Annotated in this window: 16 protein-coding genes; 3 read left to right on the top strand and 13 right to left on the bottom strand. The window is 65.6% G+C overall.

Annotated features, from left to right (window positions below):
• Nucleotides 1–53: 53 nt before the first annotated feature.
• The 8 genes from RMO89_RS11655 to RMO89_RS11620 all read right to left on the bottom strand — a co-directional run bounded on the left by RMO89_RS11655 (nt 54) and on the right by RMO89_RS11620 (nt 5,752).
• Nucleotides 54–407: a glycine zipper 2TM domain-containing protein gene (locus tag RMO89_RS11655; RefSeq protein WP_310533264.1), complete on the bottom strand. Its 354-nt coding sequence runs from the start codon at nt 405–407 to the stop codon at nt 54–56.
• A 111-nt stretch (nt 408–518) separates the two neighbouring features.
• On the bottom strand, nt 519–1,793 hold the full coding sequence (rlmN, locus tag RMO89_RS11650) for a 23S rRNA (adenine(2503)-C(2))-methyltransferase RlmN (protein ID WP_310533263.1): 1,275 nt from the start codon (nt 1,791–1,793) through the stop codon (nt 519–521).
• A gap of 51 nt (nt 1,794–1,844) precedes the next feature.
• The gene (locus RMO89_RS11645; RefSeq protein WP_310533261.1) at nt 1,845–2,336 is read right to left on the bottom strand and encodes a hypothetical protein; all 492 of its coding nucleotides are present in this window, start codon (nt 2,334–2,336) and stop codon (nt 1,845–1,847) included.
• A 6-nt stretch (nt 2,337–2,342) separates the two neighbouring features.
• A complete protein-coding gene (locus RMO89_RS11640; RefSeq protein ID WP_310533259.1) occupies nt 2,343–2,522 on the bottom strand; it encodes a DUF4169 family protein in 180 nt (59 codons plus the stop codon).
• Nucleotides 2,522–3,010 (bottom strand): GreA/GreB family elongation factor, encoded by a 489-nt coding sequence (locus RMO89_RS11635; RefSeq protein WP_310533257.1) that lies wholly within the window; start codon nt 3,008–3,010, stop codon nt 2,522–2,524. The genes RMO89_RS11640 and RMO89_RS11635 overlap by 1 nt, the downstream gene beginning before the upstream one ends.
• Nucleotides 3,010–3,933: an N-acetyl-gamma-glutamyl-phosphate reductase gene (gene argC, locus RMO89_RS11630; RefSeq protein WP_310533256.1), complete on the bottom strand. Its 924-nt coding sequence runs from the start codon at nt 3,931–3,933 to the stop codon at nt 3,010–3,012. Before argC ends, RMO89_RS11635 begins: the two co-directional genes overlap by 1 nt.
• Complete coding sequence (locus tag RMO89_RS11625) at nt 3,930–4,286, bottom strand: SH3 domain-containing protein (protein WP_310533254.1); 357 nt, start codon at nt 4,284–4,286, stop codon at nt 3,930–3,932. Before RMO89_RS11625 ends, argC begins: the two co-directional genes overlap by 4 nt.
• A gap of 80 nt (nt 4,287–4,366) precedes the next feature.
• On the bottom strand, nt 4,367–5,752 hold the full coding sequence (locus RMO89_RS11620; RefSeq protein ID WP_310533253.1) for a leucyl aminopeptidase family protein: 1,386 nt from the start codon (nt 5,750–5,752) through the stop codon (nt 4,367–4,369).
• Between the two features lie 264 nt (nt 5,753–6,016).
• On the opposite strand from RMO89_RS11620, the gene map reads away from it, so the two are divergent.
• On the top strand, nt 6,017–6,841 hold the full coding sequence (map, locus tag RMO89_RS11615; RefSeq protein WP_310533252.1) for a type I methionyl aminopeptidase: 825 nt from the start codon (nt 6,017–6,019) through the stop codon (nt 6,839–6,841).
• On the opposite strand, the gene RMO89_RS11610 is transcribed toward map, so the two are convergent.
• Together RMO89_RS11610 and ccmA are read right to left on the bottom strand one after the other, a co-directional pair.
• Nucleotides 6,838–7,497 carry a heme exporter protein CcmB gene (locus RMO89_RS11610; protein ID WP_310533251.1) on the bottom strand — a complete coding sequence of 220 codons (660 nt, stop codon included), beginning with the start codon at nt 7,495–7,497 and terminating at the stop codon, nt 6,838–6,840. The genes map and RMO89_RS11610 overlap by 4 nt on opposite strands.
• Complete coding sequence (ccmA, locus tag RMO89_RS11605) at nt 7,494–8,072, bottom strand: heme ABC exporter ATP-binding protein CcmA (protein ID WP_310533250.1); 579 nt, start codon at nt 8,070–8,072, stop codon at nt 7,494–7,496. The genes RMO89_RS11610 and ccmA overlap by 4 nt, the downstream gene beginning before the upstream one ends.
• 47 nt (nt 8,073–8,119) lie before the next feature.
• Here ccmA and RMO89_RS11600 point away from each other — a divergent pair, with 47 nt between their 5' ends.
• On the top strand, nt 8,120–8,410 hold the full coding sequence (locus RMO89_RS11600) for a 4a-hydroxytetrahydrobiopterin dehydratase (RefSeq protein ID WP_310533249.1): 291 nt from the start codon (nt 8,120–8,122) through the stop codon (nt 8,408–8,410).
• Between the two features lie 3 nt (nt 8,411–8,413).
• Here the strand turns inward: RMO89_RS11600 and RMO89_RS11595 are convergent, their stop codons facing one another.
• Both RMO89_RS11595 and RMO89_RS11590 read right to left on the bottom strand, forming a co-directional pair.
• Entirely contained in the window at nt 8,414–9,700 is a 1,287-nt protein-coding gene (locus tag RMO89_RS11595) for a DUF1214 domain-containing protein (RefSeq protein ID WP_310533248.1), read from the bottom strand.
• Nucleotides 9,701–9,799: 99 nt separating this feature from the next.
• Nucleotides 9,800–10,612, bottom strand: a complete 813-nt coding sequence (locus RMO89_RS11590) for an SDR family oxidoreductase (RefSeq protein WP_310533246.1) — start codon at nt 10,610–10,612, stop codon at nt 9,800–9,802.
• A gap of 116 nt (nt 10,613–10,728) precedes the next feature.
• Between RMO89_RS11590 and RMO89_RS11585 the strand changes: the two genes are divergently transcribed.
• The gene (locus RMO89_RS11585; RefSeq protein WP_310533244.1) at nt 10,729–11,850 is read left to right on the top strand and encodes an acyltransferase family protein; all 1,122 of its coding nucleotides are present in this window, start codon (nt 10,729–10,731) and stop codon (nt 11,848–11,850) included.
• Between the two features lie 200 nt (nt 11,851–12,050).
• Here RMO89_RS11585 and RMO89_RS11580 read toward each other — a convergent pair whose 3' ends face one another.
• Nucleotides 12,051–12,668, bottom strand: coding sequence for a DNA-3-methyladenine glycosylase 2 family protein (locus RMO89_RS11580; RefSeq protein WP_310533242.1), 618 nt, complete (start codon nt 12,666–12,668; stop codon nt 12,051–12,053).
• Between the last annotated feature and the right edge of the window lie 114 nt (nt 12,669–12,782).

Raw genomic sequence — 12,782 nt, 5'->3', positions numbered from 1 at the left:
AGGCCGTGCCGCCCGCACGACAAGCCGTGCGGGCGAAACATCGGGTTACAGGTTTAACGGCAGCGCGAATTGCTGCGTTCGAGCTCGCGGCCCAGCAATGCACCGGCGGCTGCACCGATAATTGTGCCGGTGGCGCGGTCGCCGCGGCTGTCGATCGCACGTCCCACCAGTGCACCGCCGGCTGCGCCGATCAGCAGGCCGGTCGTGCCGTTGCTGCGCTTGCAGTAATAGCGGCCATCGCGGCCCTGCCAGTAGTTCACGCCGTTATCCGTGCGGCGATAGGAAATGTCGCCATTCTTGGCGCGGTAGCCGTTCGCCGGAGCCCAAGCAGGCGGCTTGGCATAGGCGGCGGCAGCCGGCAGGACCATCGTGGCGAGACCAGCGGCGATGAGTGTCTTGCGGAACATGGGTAGTCTCCTTTGGCGGTGTTAACTCGTGAGAGCACCAAAGGGTTCCAACGCTGAACTGCGGATTGCCGGGCAGTTGGACTGCCCCGAAAGCACGATCAGTCGCCAATATCAGCCGAGCGCGGCCTGCTTTTCCTCGGCCAGCCGATCAAGCTCGGCGCGGCTCATCTTCTGCGCGGCGGTCTTGAGTTGGCCGCAGGCGGCATCGATGTCGCGCCCCCGCGGCGTGCGCACCGGGGCGCTGATCCCGGCTTCGAAGACGATTTCGGAGAAGCGCCGGATGCGGTCGGGTGACGAACATTCATAGATCGCACCGGGCCACGGATTGAACGGGATCAGGTTGACCTTGGCGGGCAGATTGTACTGCTTGATCAGGCGCACCAGTTCGCGCGCGTCGGCGTCGCTGTCGTTCTTGTCCTTGAGCATGACATATTCGAACGTGATGCGCCGTGCGTTGCTGGCGCCGGGATAGTCGGCGCAGGCCTGGAGCAGTTCCTCCAGGCCATACTTGCGGTTGATCGGCACGATTTCGTCGCGCACTTCCTTGCTCACCGCATGGAGCGAGACCGCCAGATTGACGCCGATTTCCTCGCCCGCGCGGGCCATCATCGGCACCACGCCCGAAGTTGACAGGGTGATCCGGCGCTTCGACAGGGCAAGGCCTTCGCCGTCCATGACGATTTTCAGCGCATCGCGGACATGGTCGAAATTGTAGAGCGGCTCACCCATGCCCATCATCACGATGTTGGTGAGCAGGCGGCCATCGGGGGAGTAACCGCCGCCGTCTTCGTCCTCCACCTCGTCGAGCCCGGCCATCGTCGCGATGCGGGTATCATCGGCGCTGCGCGGCCATTCGCCCAGTTCATCGCGGGCCAGCATGACCTGTCCGACGATTTCGCCCGGCGTCAGGTTACGCACCAGTCGCATGGTGCCGGTGTGGCAGAAACGGCAATTGAGCGTGCAGCCGACCTGGCTCGAAACGCACAGCGTGCCGCGCGATTCGTCGGGAATGAAGACCATTTCGAACTCGTGGCCGTCATCGGTGCGCAGCAGCCACTTGCGGGTGCCGTCATTTGAATGCTGGGCGAGGACGACCTTGGGCCTGCCAACAACGAAGCGCGCCGCCAGCCACGGGCGCATCGTCTTGGAAATGTCGGTCATCGCGTCGAAATCGGTGACGCCGCGGTGGTAGAGCCAGTGATAGACCTGCTTGGCGCGCAGCTTCGCGGCCTTCGCCTCAAGGCCTGCGGTTTCGAACAGCGCGGTGATCGCCTTGCGTGGCAGGCCGAGCAGATCCACCCGGCCATCAGCGCGCGGAGTGACCTCGCGCGGGGTGGGGACGGGATCGATCATTCCCGGAATCGACATCAGTGCTGTATCGGCCATGGCCGGGCACATAGGGATAGCGGCGCAGTTTGGCTAGCTTCAGCGAATGCGTCAGCGGATTCCGGCGCAACCGATCTGCGCCGCGTCCATCGCGGTCGCCGCGCCTGACAGGTCATAGGTGTTGGCAAAATTGCGGCCCGAGGCATCGCGCGCGCTGACCGTCATCGATCCGGCAGATCGCATGGCTGCGGCCACGGCGGCATCCATGCGCTTGTCCGCCGCCCAGGCGTCGCCACCGCCGGCTGACAGTTCGAAGCGCTGGCCGCTGATCGTCAGCATCACGCGCGCACCCTGCGCCAGATTGCGCGACAGACGGAAGTGGATTTGCCCACGCTCACCCCGGCGCGGCCAGGTGCCGATCGCGGCATAGGGCTGGAAATCGCGCTGGAGCCGCGACGGCTCGGCCATGGCGATGGCATAGCAGCGCGGCACAGCGGGATCGCGGAAGGCAGCCCACTTGCCATAGACGCCGAGGTTGTCTCGCGCCGAAGCCGGGGCGGCGAACAGCAGGGCGATAAGCAGGAGAGGCAGACGGCGCGACATTCCCGGTCAATCGCCGTCGGGCCGGTGCGCGTCAAGATCACGCGCCGCGCGGTCCTGCTCTGTGCGTTCTTGCAGCTTCTGGGCCTTGGTCCGTCCGCTGAGCGCGCGGTTCTGAGCGGCGGCGGCCTTGTCCGCATCGCGCTTGCGAGCCTTGCGCGCCATGCGCAGGTTGACGATCTCGGCCATCAGAGCGCCTGCGGGTAAGTGATGGCGACCACTTCCCATTCCTTTTCGCCGCCGGGCAGGCGAACCTTGCGCAAGTCGCCCAGCGCCGCGCCGCGCAGCGCGCAGGCCATCGGTGCGGACCAACCGATCAGCCCCTTGCTGGCATCCTGCTCGTCATCGCCGACCAGCGTGATGGTGCGCTGTTCGTCATCCTCATCAGCGATGGTGACAGTCGCGCCGAACCATACGCGGCCGGGGTCGGTCTGCGCGGAGGGATCGATCACCCGGCACAGTTTCATGCGCTTGGCGAGGAAGGCCAGTTCGCGGTCGATCTCGCGCATGCGCTTGCGGCCATAGAGGTAATCGCCGTTTTCGCTGCGGTCGCCATTGCCCGCCGCCCACGATACGATCTCGACAATGGCCGGGCGTTCGGTTCCGAGCAGATGGTCATAGCGCTTGCGCAGCGCGGCCATGCCCGCCGGGGAAATCGGCGGCGCCTTCGGGTCCACTAGAGCGAAAGGCCGGCGGTTTCTGGCAAGCCCGCCATCAGGTTGAGGTTCTGCACCGCCGCACCGCTGGCACCCTTGCCAAGGTTGTCGAGCACGGCGACGAGCCGCGCCTGCTTTCCATCCCTTGCGCCGAAAACATAGAGGTCGAGCCGGTCGGACTGCTCGGCAGAACGACGCAGCAGCAATTCATCGGGCGTGTCGGCGTGAAGCGTCACGACTTCGCTGCTCTGGTAGAACAGTTGCAGGCACTGGCGCAGGCCATCGACCGGCGCGGCGCGCTCCATCATCGACAAGTGCAGCGGAACTTCGACGACCATGCCCCGGTGCGCGGGGATCACCGCAGGGGCGAAAACCGGCTCATGCCCAAGCTCGGCATAGCGCTGCATTTCGGGCACGTGCTTGTGACCGAGCGCAAGGCCGTAGTCGCGGTAGGCGATGTCGGTATCATCCTCGAACCGGGCGATCAGCGCCTTGCCGCCGCCCGAATAGCCCGAGACGGCGTGGCAGACGTATGGCCAGTCCGCCGGCAGCAGGCCGTTGCGGATCAGCGGCGCGAGGAGGGCAATGAAGCCGGTGGGATAGCACCCGGGGTTGCTCACCCGCGCAGCATTGGCGATCTTTTCGCGCCCGGTTATCTCGGGAAAACCATAGGTCCAGCCCGGCGCCACGCGGTGCGCGGAGCTGGCATCGACGATGCGTACCTTTGCGCCCTCGGCCAGCGCGACCGCTTCGATCGCGGCATCGTCAGGCAGGCAGAGCACGGCGAAATCGGCGGCGTGATAGGCATCGCGGCGTGCGTCGGCGCTTTTGCGCTGAACGTCATCGAGCACGATCAGCTCGAATTCGCTGCGCGGGGCAAGCCGTTCGAGAATCTCGAGCCCGGTCGTCCCCGCCGCGCCATCAATGAAAACCCGTGCGGTCATGCTGCGAGTTCGAGTTCGTCCATCGACACATAGCCGACCGGGCCGTTCTCATCGCCCGCCTGTCCCCAGGCCTTGCCGCCAGCAACATCGAGTACGTCGAAATGCGTACCTGCGGCCAGTGCAGACAGCACTTCGGCATCGGCGCGTCCCGAGGAGAGCAATTGCGCGCCCCCAGCCACAACCTTGTGCGGCGCGGGAACGGCATAATGCGGCACGAAATAACAGCCCGCGAGGCGGACATGGGCGAGGTCACCGCGCACCGGCGTATGCGCCGGATCGGCGATCTTCATCGGCCCGGTCATTGCAAAGCAGCGACCGTCGAGTTCGGTATCAAGGCTGGCCAATTCGCTCACTTGCCCTCCGGTTCCCCTGCCCGGATACCCCGGGGATGGGCGCGCTTATACAATAGAGGCCTTTCAGGCAAGTTAGCGCCTCACTTCGCAAACCGCGCCTGCAGCATGGCCCAGCTTGCCCGCAGGCCCAGCGCCTCGCCGCCCTTGGGCCGTCCGGGCTTCGAAACCGGGCGCCATGCAAAGGTATCGAAGTGCGCCCAGTCGATGCCTTCACCTACAAATCGGTCAAGGAACAGCCCCGCGACCGAGGCCCCGGCAAAGCCGTTGGTGTGGGTGTTGTTGATATCGGCAATGTCGCTTTTCAGCCATTCGGCATAGGGTTTGTGTAGCGGCAACCGCCATGCGGGATCGTCGTTTTCGAGGCCCGCCGCCAGCAATGCCTCTGCCGTGGCATCCTGCCGGGTCATCAGCGCGGGCAAGTCCGGCCCAAGCGCCCCGCGCGCCGCGCCGGTGAGCGTGGCGAAATCGATGATCAGCTCCGGCGCGCTCTCGCTCGCCTTGGCCAGAGCATCGCCCAGCACGAGGCGGCCCTCGGCGTCGGTATTGCCGATCTCGACCGAAATCCCAGCGCGGCTGCGCAGCACGTCGCCGGGGCGGAAGGCATTGCCTGCCACCGCGTTCTCCACTGCTGGCACCAGCATATGCAAGCGGACAGGCAAGCCAGCGCCCATGATCAGCTGCGCCAGCGCAATCGCGTGGGCTGCGCCGCCCATGTCCTTCTTCATCAGCAGCATTCCGGCGCTCGGCTTGATGTCGAGCCCGCCTGAATCGAAGCACACCCCCTTGCCGATGATGGCCACGCGCGGGTGCTTGGGATCGCCCCATTCGATCTCGATCATGCGCGGGGCATGGCTGCGGCTGGCGGCGCGACCGACCATGTGGACCATCGGGAATTCGCGTTCGAGCGCATCGCCCTTGGTTACGTGGATTTCGGCGCGGTATTGCTTGGCGATCTGGTGCGCGGTGGCTTCGAGTTCGGCAGGCCCCATGTCCTCTGCCGGCGTGTTGACGAGATCGCGGACCAGTTCAGTCGCGGCTGCCTCGGCCAGCGTCGCGTCGATGGCCTTGACCGACTTGGTCAGCAGCACGCGCGGGCCTTCTTCCTTGGGGTCGGAGCGATAGCGGTCAAACGAGTACTGCCCGCTGAGCCAGCCGAACATCGCCTTGCCCGGATCACCGCCCTCGCGGCGATAGGTGCCGGCGGGGAGCACTTCGGCCAGTTTCGCCATGCACCAGCTGGAAAGTTCGTCCGGATTGGCCACGCCGGACACGACGAACCAGTGATCGCCATCAGGCACGATCGCATGGGCATAGCCATCGCCCTCGAACTTCTGTGCCGCCAGCGCAGTGCGTTGTGCGGCGTTCAGGCCCTTGACGAAGACGGGGAAAGTGTCCTTCGAGACGAGGTGGATCGCGGTGGCTTTCTGCCCGCGATCGGGCTGGATCAGGGAATTCTTGTCGCTCATGTGGTTAGGCATAGGACGGTTAGTGGGGAGTGGGAATCCCTTTCGGTTCGCGCGCCACCAAACCCAGCTCGTCATCCTGAACTTGTTTCAGGATCCATTTCTCGTCAGGCAGGGTTTCCAGAGAGGCTATGCAGCGCGGGCAGCTACACGCTCATGCCCCTGCGCTTGCGGCACGATGGATCCTGAAACGAGTTCAGGATGACCTTGCGAGGGGGTGGAGCGAGGGGCCTCGCAATTCCAGCCAATCGCGCCTATGTGGGCAGCATGACTCAATACCAGACCGTCGAATCCACCGATGTCCTCCTGCGCGATGGCACGATCAAGCTGCACGCCCCCGAACACTTCGAGGGCATGCGCAAGGCCGGGCGTCTCGCCGCCGAAATCCTCGATGAAATGGCGCCGTTTGTGCAGCCGGGCGTCACCACCGGACAGATCGACGACCTCGTTCGCAAGCTTACGCTCGATGGCGGCGCGGTGCCGGCGACGCTGGGCTATCGCGGCTATGCCCATTCGTGCTGCGTCTCGATCAACCATGTCGTGTGCCACGGCATCCCGAGCGACAAGGTGCTGAAGGATGGCGACATCGTCAACATCGACGTGACCCCGCTGCTTGATGGCTGGCACGGCGATTCCAGCCGGATGTACCTCGTCGGCGACGTGCCGCTGAAGGCGCGGCGGCTGGTCGACGTGACTTATGAGTGCCTGATGATCGGCATCGAACAGGCCAAGCCCGGCGCCAAGCTGGGCGATATCGGCGCGGCCATCCAGAAGCATGCCGAAGCCAACCGCTATGGTGTCGTCCGCGAATTCTGCGGGCACGGCCTCGGCCGCCTGTTCCACGATGCGCCCGAAGTAGTCCACGCGGGTCACCGTGGCAGCGGGCCGGAGCTCAAGCCGGGTATGTTCTTCACCATCGAACCGATGATCAACCTCGGCAAGCCGGGGGTGAAGCTGCTCGAAGACGGCTGGACGGCCGTAACGCGCGACCGCTCGCTTTCGGCGCAGTTCGAACATTCAATCGGGATTACCGAGACCGGCTGCGAAATCTTCACCGCGAGCCCGAAGGGGCTGGATAAGCCGCCTTACTAACCCCGCCCGTTCCGCACTGCCGCACCCGCAGCAAATGGCGCGATGGCCAGGAGCACCAGGCTCGACGCGCCGCATAGGGCGAGGCCGCTTGTCCCGCCCACGGCAAGGCTGCCCGCGCCGAACACCAGCAGCGGCACGGCCAACGGGATCACCAGCAAGCCGCCAAGCGCCGCGCCGCCGCGCAGGCCGGCGGTGAGCGCGGCGACCATGACGCCGAGCGCAGCCAGCCCCGGGGTTCCGGCCAGCAGCCCGATCTCGACGATCCGCAGCGTGTCGCCATCCAGCCCGAGCAGGGCGGCGGCGGGGAGGGCGGCGAGCATCAGCGGCGGGCCAAAGCTCAGCCAGTGGGCAAGGATGCGCACGCCCATGACCGCTTCCTCTGATATGCCGCGCAGGGCCCACTGGTCGAACATGCCCTGATCGAGGTCAGGCTCGACCAGCCGGTCAATCGGCAGGATCGCCGCGAGCAGCGCCGCGACCCAGATCACCCCGCCGCCGGTGCGTGCCAGCAGCACCGGGTCCGGCCCGACGGCAAAGGGGAACAGCATGGCGACCGAGAGGAAGAACAGCAGCGGCAATGTCGCCCCGCCGCGCCGCCCGCCGAGCAGCAGCAGCGCGATGTCTCGGCGCAGGATGGCGAGGAGAGGCCGGCTCATGCGGCGAACTCGGCAAGGTCGATGCGGTTGGCACCTGGCAGCGCAATCGGCTGGTGAGAGGCGACCAGTGCCACGCCGCCAGCCACGCAGTGCTGCGCCACCAGCGTCTCGACCATTCTCACCGCCGCGCGGTCCAAGCCATTGAGCGGTTCATCAAGCAGCCAGACCGGCGCGGACTGGCCGACCAGGCGCGCCAGCGCAGCGCGCTTCTTCTGGCCAGTGGAAAGATAGCGCACCGGCACATCGAGCAGGTTTTCGAGGCCCAGCAGGCCAAGTGGCAGATCTTCCCAGCCATCGATGCGCGCCCAGAAGGCCAGCGCCTTGCCCAATGGCAGGTGCAGATCGAGTGCGGGCCGCTCATCAAGCAAGGCCGCCGCGCCGCCGCATTCCACCGTCCCCGCAAGCGGGCGAAGCAAGCCGGCGACCATGCGGATCAGGCTGGATTTTCCGATCCCGTTCGCGCCTGCAACCTGCATCGCTTCGCCCGGCGCAAGCGCAAACGACAGGCCGCGAAACAGCAGCCGCTCGCCGCGCTGGCAGGCGAGATCGGTCGCTTTCAGGCTGGCCCCTTGCATGGGGCAGCGCCTTAGGCGAAACGGGCCGCACTGCCAAGGAGTGCTACATGCCCATTCCCCGCCTGACCGATGCCGAGCGCGATGCGCTGCTTGCCGAATGCCCCGCATGGCAGCTGCGCGCCGATGGCAAGGCGATCGAGCGCGTGTTCAAGTTTGGCGATTTCAACGCCGCCTTCGGCTTCATGACCCGCGTCGCGCTCTATGCCGACAAGGCGGATCACCACCCCGAATGGTCCAATGTCTACAACCGCGTGAACATCACCCTGACTACGCACGACGCGGACGGACTTTCGGCGCGCGATGCCGACATGGCGCGGGCGATCGAGGGCTTCCTCTAAGGCCTACCAGACCGGTCGCTGCACCTGCGCGGTGCGGCGTTCGCGGATGATCGTCTGGCGCTGCTCGGGCGTGACCGTACCGGTATCGGCGGGCAGGTGCTTGCGCACATCGGCCAACTTGACCTTGATCGTGCTGGGCACCGGCTGGCTGTCGCAATCCATCCAGCGGCCCTGAATCAGCCCCTTGGCGTGACCTGCGGTATCGAGCCAGTTGGGCACGCCTGGATCCTTGTGCGACACCACGATCCGCAGCCGCCCGTCCTTGTCCGCCGGGGCCTGCGCGTTGTTCAGGCTTGAGTGGTTGTTGTACCAGTCGGTCGTCTCGTAAAGCTCGTTGGTCAGGATCAGCGAGCGATATCGGCAGACCTTGGGCATGGCGCTCTCGACGATCAGCGCCTCATCATCGGCAAGGTCATAGGCGCCCTCGTAATAATACTGGCCGGCAAGCCCCCCGGCGCTGGCGATGTCGAAAGTCTTGAACTTGTTGACGAATCCCTCGGCGCGCAGCTTTTCCACGTGATCGACGAACATCAGCGCCATCATGTCGACCATGCCGGGGAGCGCCCGCAGCCGCGCCTCCAGATCGGCGGCAGAGCGGCGCGGACGGGCGGCGGGTTTGTCGAGTCGTTCGATGGAAAGCGTCGGGGCCTGCTCTTTCGCCCAGTCGGCGCTGACCATGCGGATCATCAGCCGGCTGGCCTGTGGGCGCAGTTCCCACCATTCGCCGCGGTGGCCCTTGGGCTTTTCCGCGCTCAGCAGCACGTCAAAGCGCCCTTGCTTGTCGAGCTTGAGCTTCGACAGGTCGATGTGGGTGCGGCCCTTGCCGGTTTCGGCATTGCGCGGGACCACCTGGCTGATGATCGCCTGATTGAGCGATCCCGCTTTGCCCCGCAGCCGATAAATGCCTGCGCCATCGACGCGAGCAGTGCGGTAAAGCGTATCGGCATTGGGCTGGCCGACGTTGAACAGATAGTTGATCGCCGGCAGAAATTCCGGCGCATCGACATCGCCGCCCAGCGCGTCGAGGCTTTGCGATGTCAGCGATTCCAGCGCCAGCCGGGCAACTTCCTGCTGCACCTGCGGATCGCTGCGCATGGCTTCGGGCAGCCGGGCGAGCATCCTGTCGGGCAGGTCGGACAGCTTGCCGACCAGCTCGTTCCAGCCGGGAACGGCGGAAGTCTTGGGGGCGGTGGCAGCGGGCTGGGCCTGCGCGACGAGCGGCAGGATAGCTGCCGCTCCCACGGCAAGCAGGGCAAGCAGGCGTGCGCCGTTCGTTTTGGGGGCGGGCATGGTCGGGCATCCTCTGCGAAGTCTGTATCGCCGCAGGGTTGCATGACCTCAGCCAAGGGCAAAGGGCGGTGGCAAGTCCATCGCCCCCGCGAGGCGGCCTTATTCCAGAGCAGCCCGCGCCTTCATCAGGTTGCGTGACCGTTCGCGCAGTTTGCCGGGCATCCACTTGGCGGCAAAAGCCATCGACTTGGCCGTCTTGCCGACCAGATTGTGCACCTTGGTGCCGCCGTTGACCGCGTTCCACACCGTCTCCGCCGCGACTTCGACCGGCGTGAATTCCAGACCGGCGCGGACCACGCTGTCGCGCTTGGACACGTTGCTCTTCTTGTTGGCGGGGCCAGCGAGGATGCCGGTGTCGATGAAGCTGGGCATCAGCGAGCAGACGTGGATGCCATCATCGCGCCATTCGATATCGAGCGCCTCGGTAAAGCCGCGCACCGCGAACTTGGTTGCCGAATAGAGCGACAGCCCGCCCGAGCCGTAAAGCCCCGCCGCGCTCGCCGTGTTGACCAGCGAGGATCCGGGGGCAGCGGCCTTGAGATAGGGATAGGCCGCCTGCGCGCCGTAAACCACACCGGTGACGTTGATCGCGATCAGCGTGTCTATCTCGTCCTTGTCGAGTTCGTGCAGCATGCCGCCGGTGCCGATGCCGGCATTGTTGAACAGAACGTCTATACGCCCGCCGCTGGCCCTGGCGAAAGCTGCAAGCTGCTCGTCCCACGCCTCGCGGTCGCGTACGTCGAGTTTGTGAGTGGAGCAGGACTCCGGCGGCAGCAGCGATTTGGTCTCCGCCATGCCGCTGTCGGATATGTCGGCAATCCCGATGAACCAGCCGCGCGCGGCAAACCAGATGGCAACCGCCCGGCCAATGCCCGATCCGCCGCCGGTGATGAAAATCGCTTTCCGATCCATGTGTGTCTCTCCCGTTGACGGGGAGGTTAAACCGATTGGGCGCGGCTTGTCGATTCCGTTACGGCAGGGCGAACCTCGCGCCGATCTGTCCCCCGCTTACGCTTTATTCACCTGAAGTGGCTAAGCCTTCGCGCATGGACGGGGAGCGCTTCATCGATCGGCCGACGTCGATCATGCTGGACCTTGTGCGCTTCCTCAGCGCGCTGGGGGTGATGCTCGTCCATGCTGCGGAAACGCTGCACTATACCGGCGCGCTGCCCTTTACGCCGCGCCTGTCGCACAACAGCGTGATCATGTTCTTCGTGCTCTCGGGCCTGATGATCGACCATTCTGCGCGCAGCAAGGCTGCCGGCTTGGGCCAGTTCGCGGTTGCACGGACGGCGCGGATCCTGCCGGTCGCAGTGCCCGCCATGGCGTTCACCTGCATTGTCTATACGCTGGCGATAATGAGCAAGGGGCCGCTGCCCGATGGCTTCGGCTGGTCACTTGGCCGTTCGGCGCTGGCGGGGCTGACTTTTACCTCGCAGTCGGACCTGTGGGGCACCTGGATCCTCGGCAACGGGCCGTGGTGGTCGCTGAGCTACGAGGTCTGGTACTACGTCCTGTTCGCCGCAGCCTTCTTCCTGCGCGGCTGGAAACGCGTTGTTGCGGTGCCGCTGCTGGCGCTGGTGGCGGGAAGCGCCGTGCTGCTGCTGCTCCCGGCGTGGCTCGCAGGGGTCTGGCTGAACCGCGATGCGCGGCTGCACCGGATGGGCAGCCAGACCGCGCTCGCCGTGCTACTCGGCTGCCTGCTGGCGCAGAAGTTCATTGCCACCTGGGACCTCGATGCGCTTATGTGGCTACGCGAGGCCTCGCCGTTCTCGCTCGGAATGTCGGAATGGCTGCTGTCCGACTTGCCGCTGGCGCTGGTTTTCGTGGCCCTGCTCGCCGCCCTGCGGCCACTGGCACAGGCCCACGCCGAGCGGCTGGAAGCATGGCAGCGTCCGATCCGCTTCGGCGCGGGGTTCTCGTTCACGCTCTACCTGTTCCACATGCCGCTGCTCGACGTGATGAAGCTGGCGGGGGTAAGCGCCGGTTCAAGCGTGTTGGTGCTGCTTGGCGGGATTGCCACCGTGTTGACCGCCTGCGCGGCTATCGCCCAGGTCACCGAAGGCTCTGCCCCGCATGTCCGGCGCTGGCTGGAGGCACGGTTCGCGGGAAGGGCGCGCGGCCCACAGGCACTTGCGGGCATAGCGTAAGGCGCGGTGCAGCCTTGACCTGATGACCAGAAAACGGGCTATCCTACACGCGCAGTGAATGACAGAATCGCCGGATGATCCAGCGCTTTCGACCATTCAAAAGCAGCGACACATTCGCCTGTCGTTCAGCCTTGAGTTTTCTACTCAGGGCTGTGTCCAGTGTGTCCAGTCCATGCTTTCAGACGGCACGGATCCGGCGGTTACAGCGCCGCGTTGTTGTAGCAATGCCACGTGAAAATCGCCGCCGCTCCGCGATGCGGGCGCCAGCCTTCCGCCAGCACGCGCGTCTCCTTCTCGCCCGGCCGCTCGTCCAGCCCCAGAATCCGGTGCAACCCTGCCTGCACGGCGAGATCCCCCGCCGGCCAGATGTCCGGGCGGCCCTCGGCGAAGAGCAGGTAGATCTCGGCGCTCCAGCGGCCAATGCCCTTGATGCGGGTGAGGAGTTCGATGGCCTCTTCGTCATCGGCGGGCAGGGCGTCGAAGGTCAGGTCGCCGGACAGGACCATTTCGCACAAACTGCGTGCATAGCCCTGCTTCTGGCGCGAAAGGCCGCAGGCGCGCAGTTCGTCAAAGTGGCTGGCGATCAGCTTTTCCGGGGCAACGTCCTCGCCCAGGTGCGCCTCAAGCTTGCGCCACATCGAGGCGGCAGCGGCGACGCTGACCTGCTGGCCGACGATGGTGCGCAGCAGGGTGGCATAGCCGCGTTCCCGGATGCGCGGTTCGGGGTAGCCGGCGATCTCCAGCGCCCGCGCCATGCGGGGTTCGGCGGCGGCGATGGCATCCAGTCCGCTGTGGATCGCCTCTGCGCTTAATCCCATGATCCACCGTATATCATATCTTCGCGCAACCCTATATCTTGCCAAAGCGGCGGCTCTTCATTAGCAGCGCCGCCAAAGCCCGCAACCGGGCCGCGAATCCAAAGGAAACAGCAA

Source organism: Novosphingobium sp. (assembly GCF_031424035.1).
Classification (GTDB): domain Bacteria; phylum Pseudomonadota; class Alphaproteobacteria; order Sphingomonadales; family Sphingomonadaceae; genus Novosphingobium.
Note: the sequence above shows the minus strand (reverse complement) of the source record. Positions and strands in the feature narration are given on the sequence as shown.

Bases quoted from the DNA above. Each gene is read 5' to 3' on its own strand.
- RMO89_RS11655 (WP_310533264.1), bottom strand. From the start codon at position 407: ATGTTCCGCAAGACACTCATCGCCGCTGGTCTCGCCACGATGGTCCTG.
- rlmN (WP_310533263.1), bottom strand. From the start codon at position 1,793: ATGGCCGATACAGCACTGATGTCGATTCCGGGAATGATCGATCCCGTC.
- RMO89_RS11645 (WP_310533261.1), bottom strand. From the start codon at position 2,336: ATGTCGCGCCGTCTGCCTCTCCTGCTTATCGCCCTGCTGTTCGCCGCC.
- RMO89_RS11640 (WP_310533259.1), bottom strand. From the start codon at position 2,522: ATGGCCGAGATCGTCAACCTGCGCATGGCGCGCAAGGCTCGCAAGCGC.
- argC (WP_310533256.1), bottom strand. From the start codon at position 3,933: ATGACCGCACGGGTTTTCATTGATGGCGCGGCGGGGACGACCGGGCTC.
- RMO89_RS11620 (WP_310533253.1), bottom strand. From the start codon at position 5,752: ATGAGCGACAAGAATTCCCTGATCCAGCCCGATCGCGGGCAGAAAGCC.
- map (WP_310533252.1), top strand. From the start codon at position 6,017: ATGACTCAATACCAGACCGTCGAATCCACCGATGTCCTCCTGCGCGAT.
- RMO89_RS11610 (WP_310533251.1), bottom strand. From the start codon at position 7,497: ATGAGCCGGCCTCTCCTCGCCATCCTGCGCCGAGACATCGCGCTGCTG.
- ccmA (WP_310533250.1), bottom strand. From the start codon at position 8,072: ATGCAAGGGGCCAGCCTGAAAGCGACCGATCTCGCCTGCCAGCGCGGC.
- RMO89_RS11600 (WP_310533249.1), top strand. From the start codon at position 8,120: ATGCCCATTCCCCGCCTGACCGATGCCGAGCGCGATGCGCTGCTTGCC.
- RMO89_RS11595 (WP_310533248.1), bottom strand. From the start codon at position 9,700: ATGCCCGCCCCCAAAACGAACGGCGCACGCCTGCTTGCCCTGCTTGCC.
- RMO89_RS11590 (WP_310533246.1), bottom strand. From the start codon at position 10,612: ATGGATCGGAAAGCGATTTTCATCACCGGCGGCGGATCGGGCATTGGC.
- RMO89_RS11580 (WP_310533242.1), bottom strand. From the start codon at position 12,668: ATGGGATTAAGCGCAGAGGCGATCCACAGCGGACTGGATGCCATCGCC.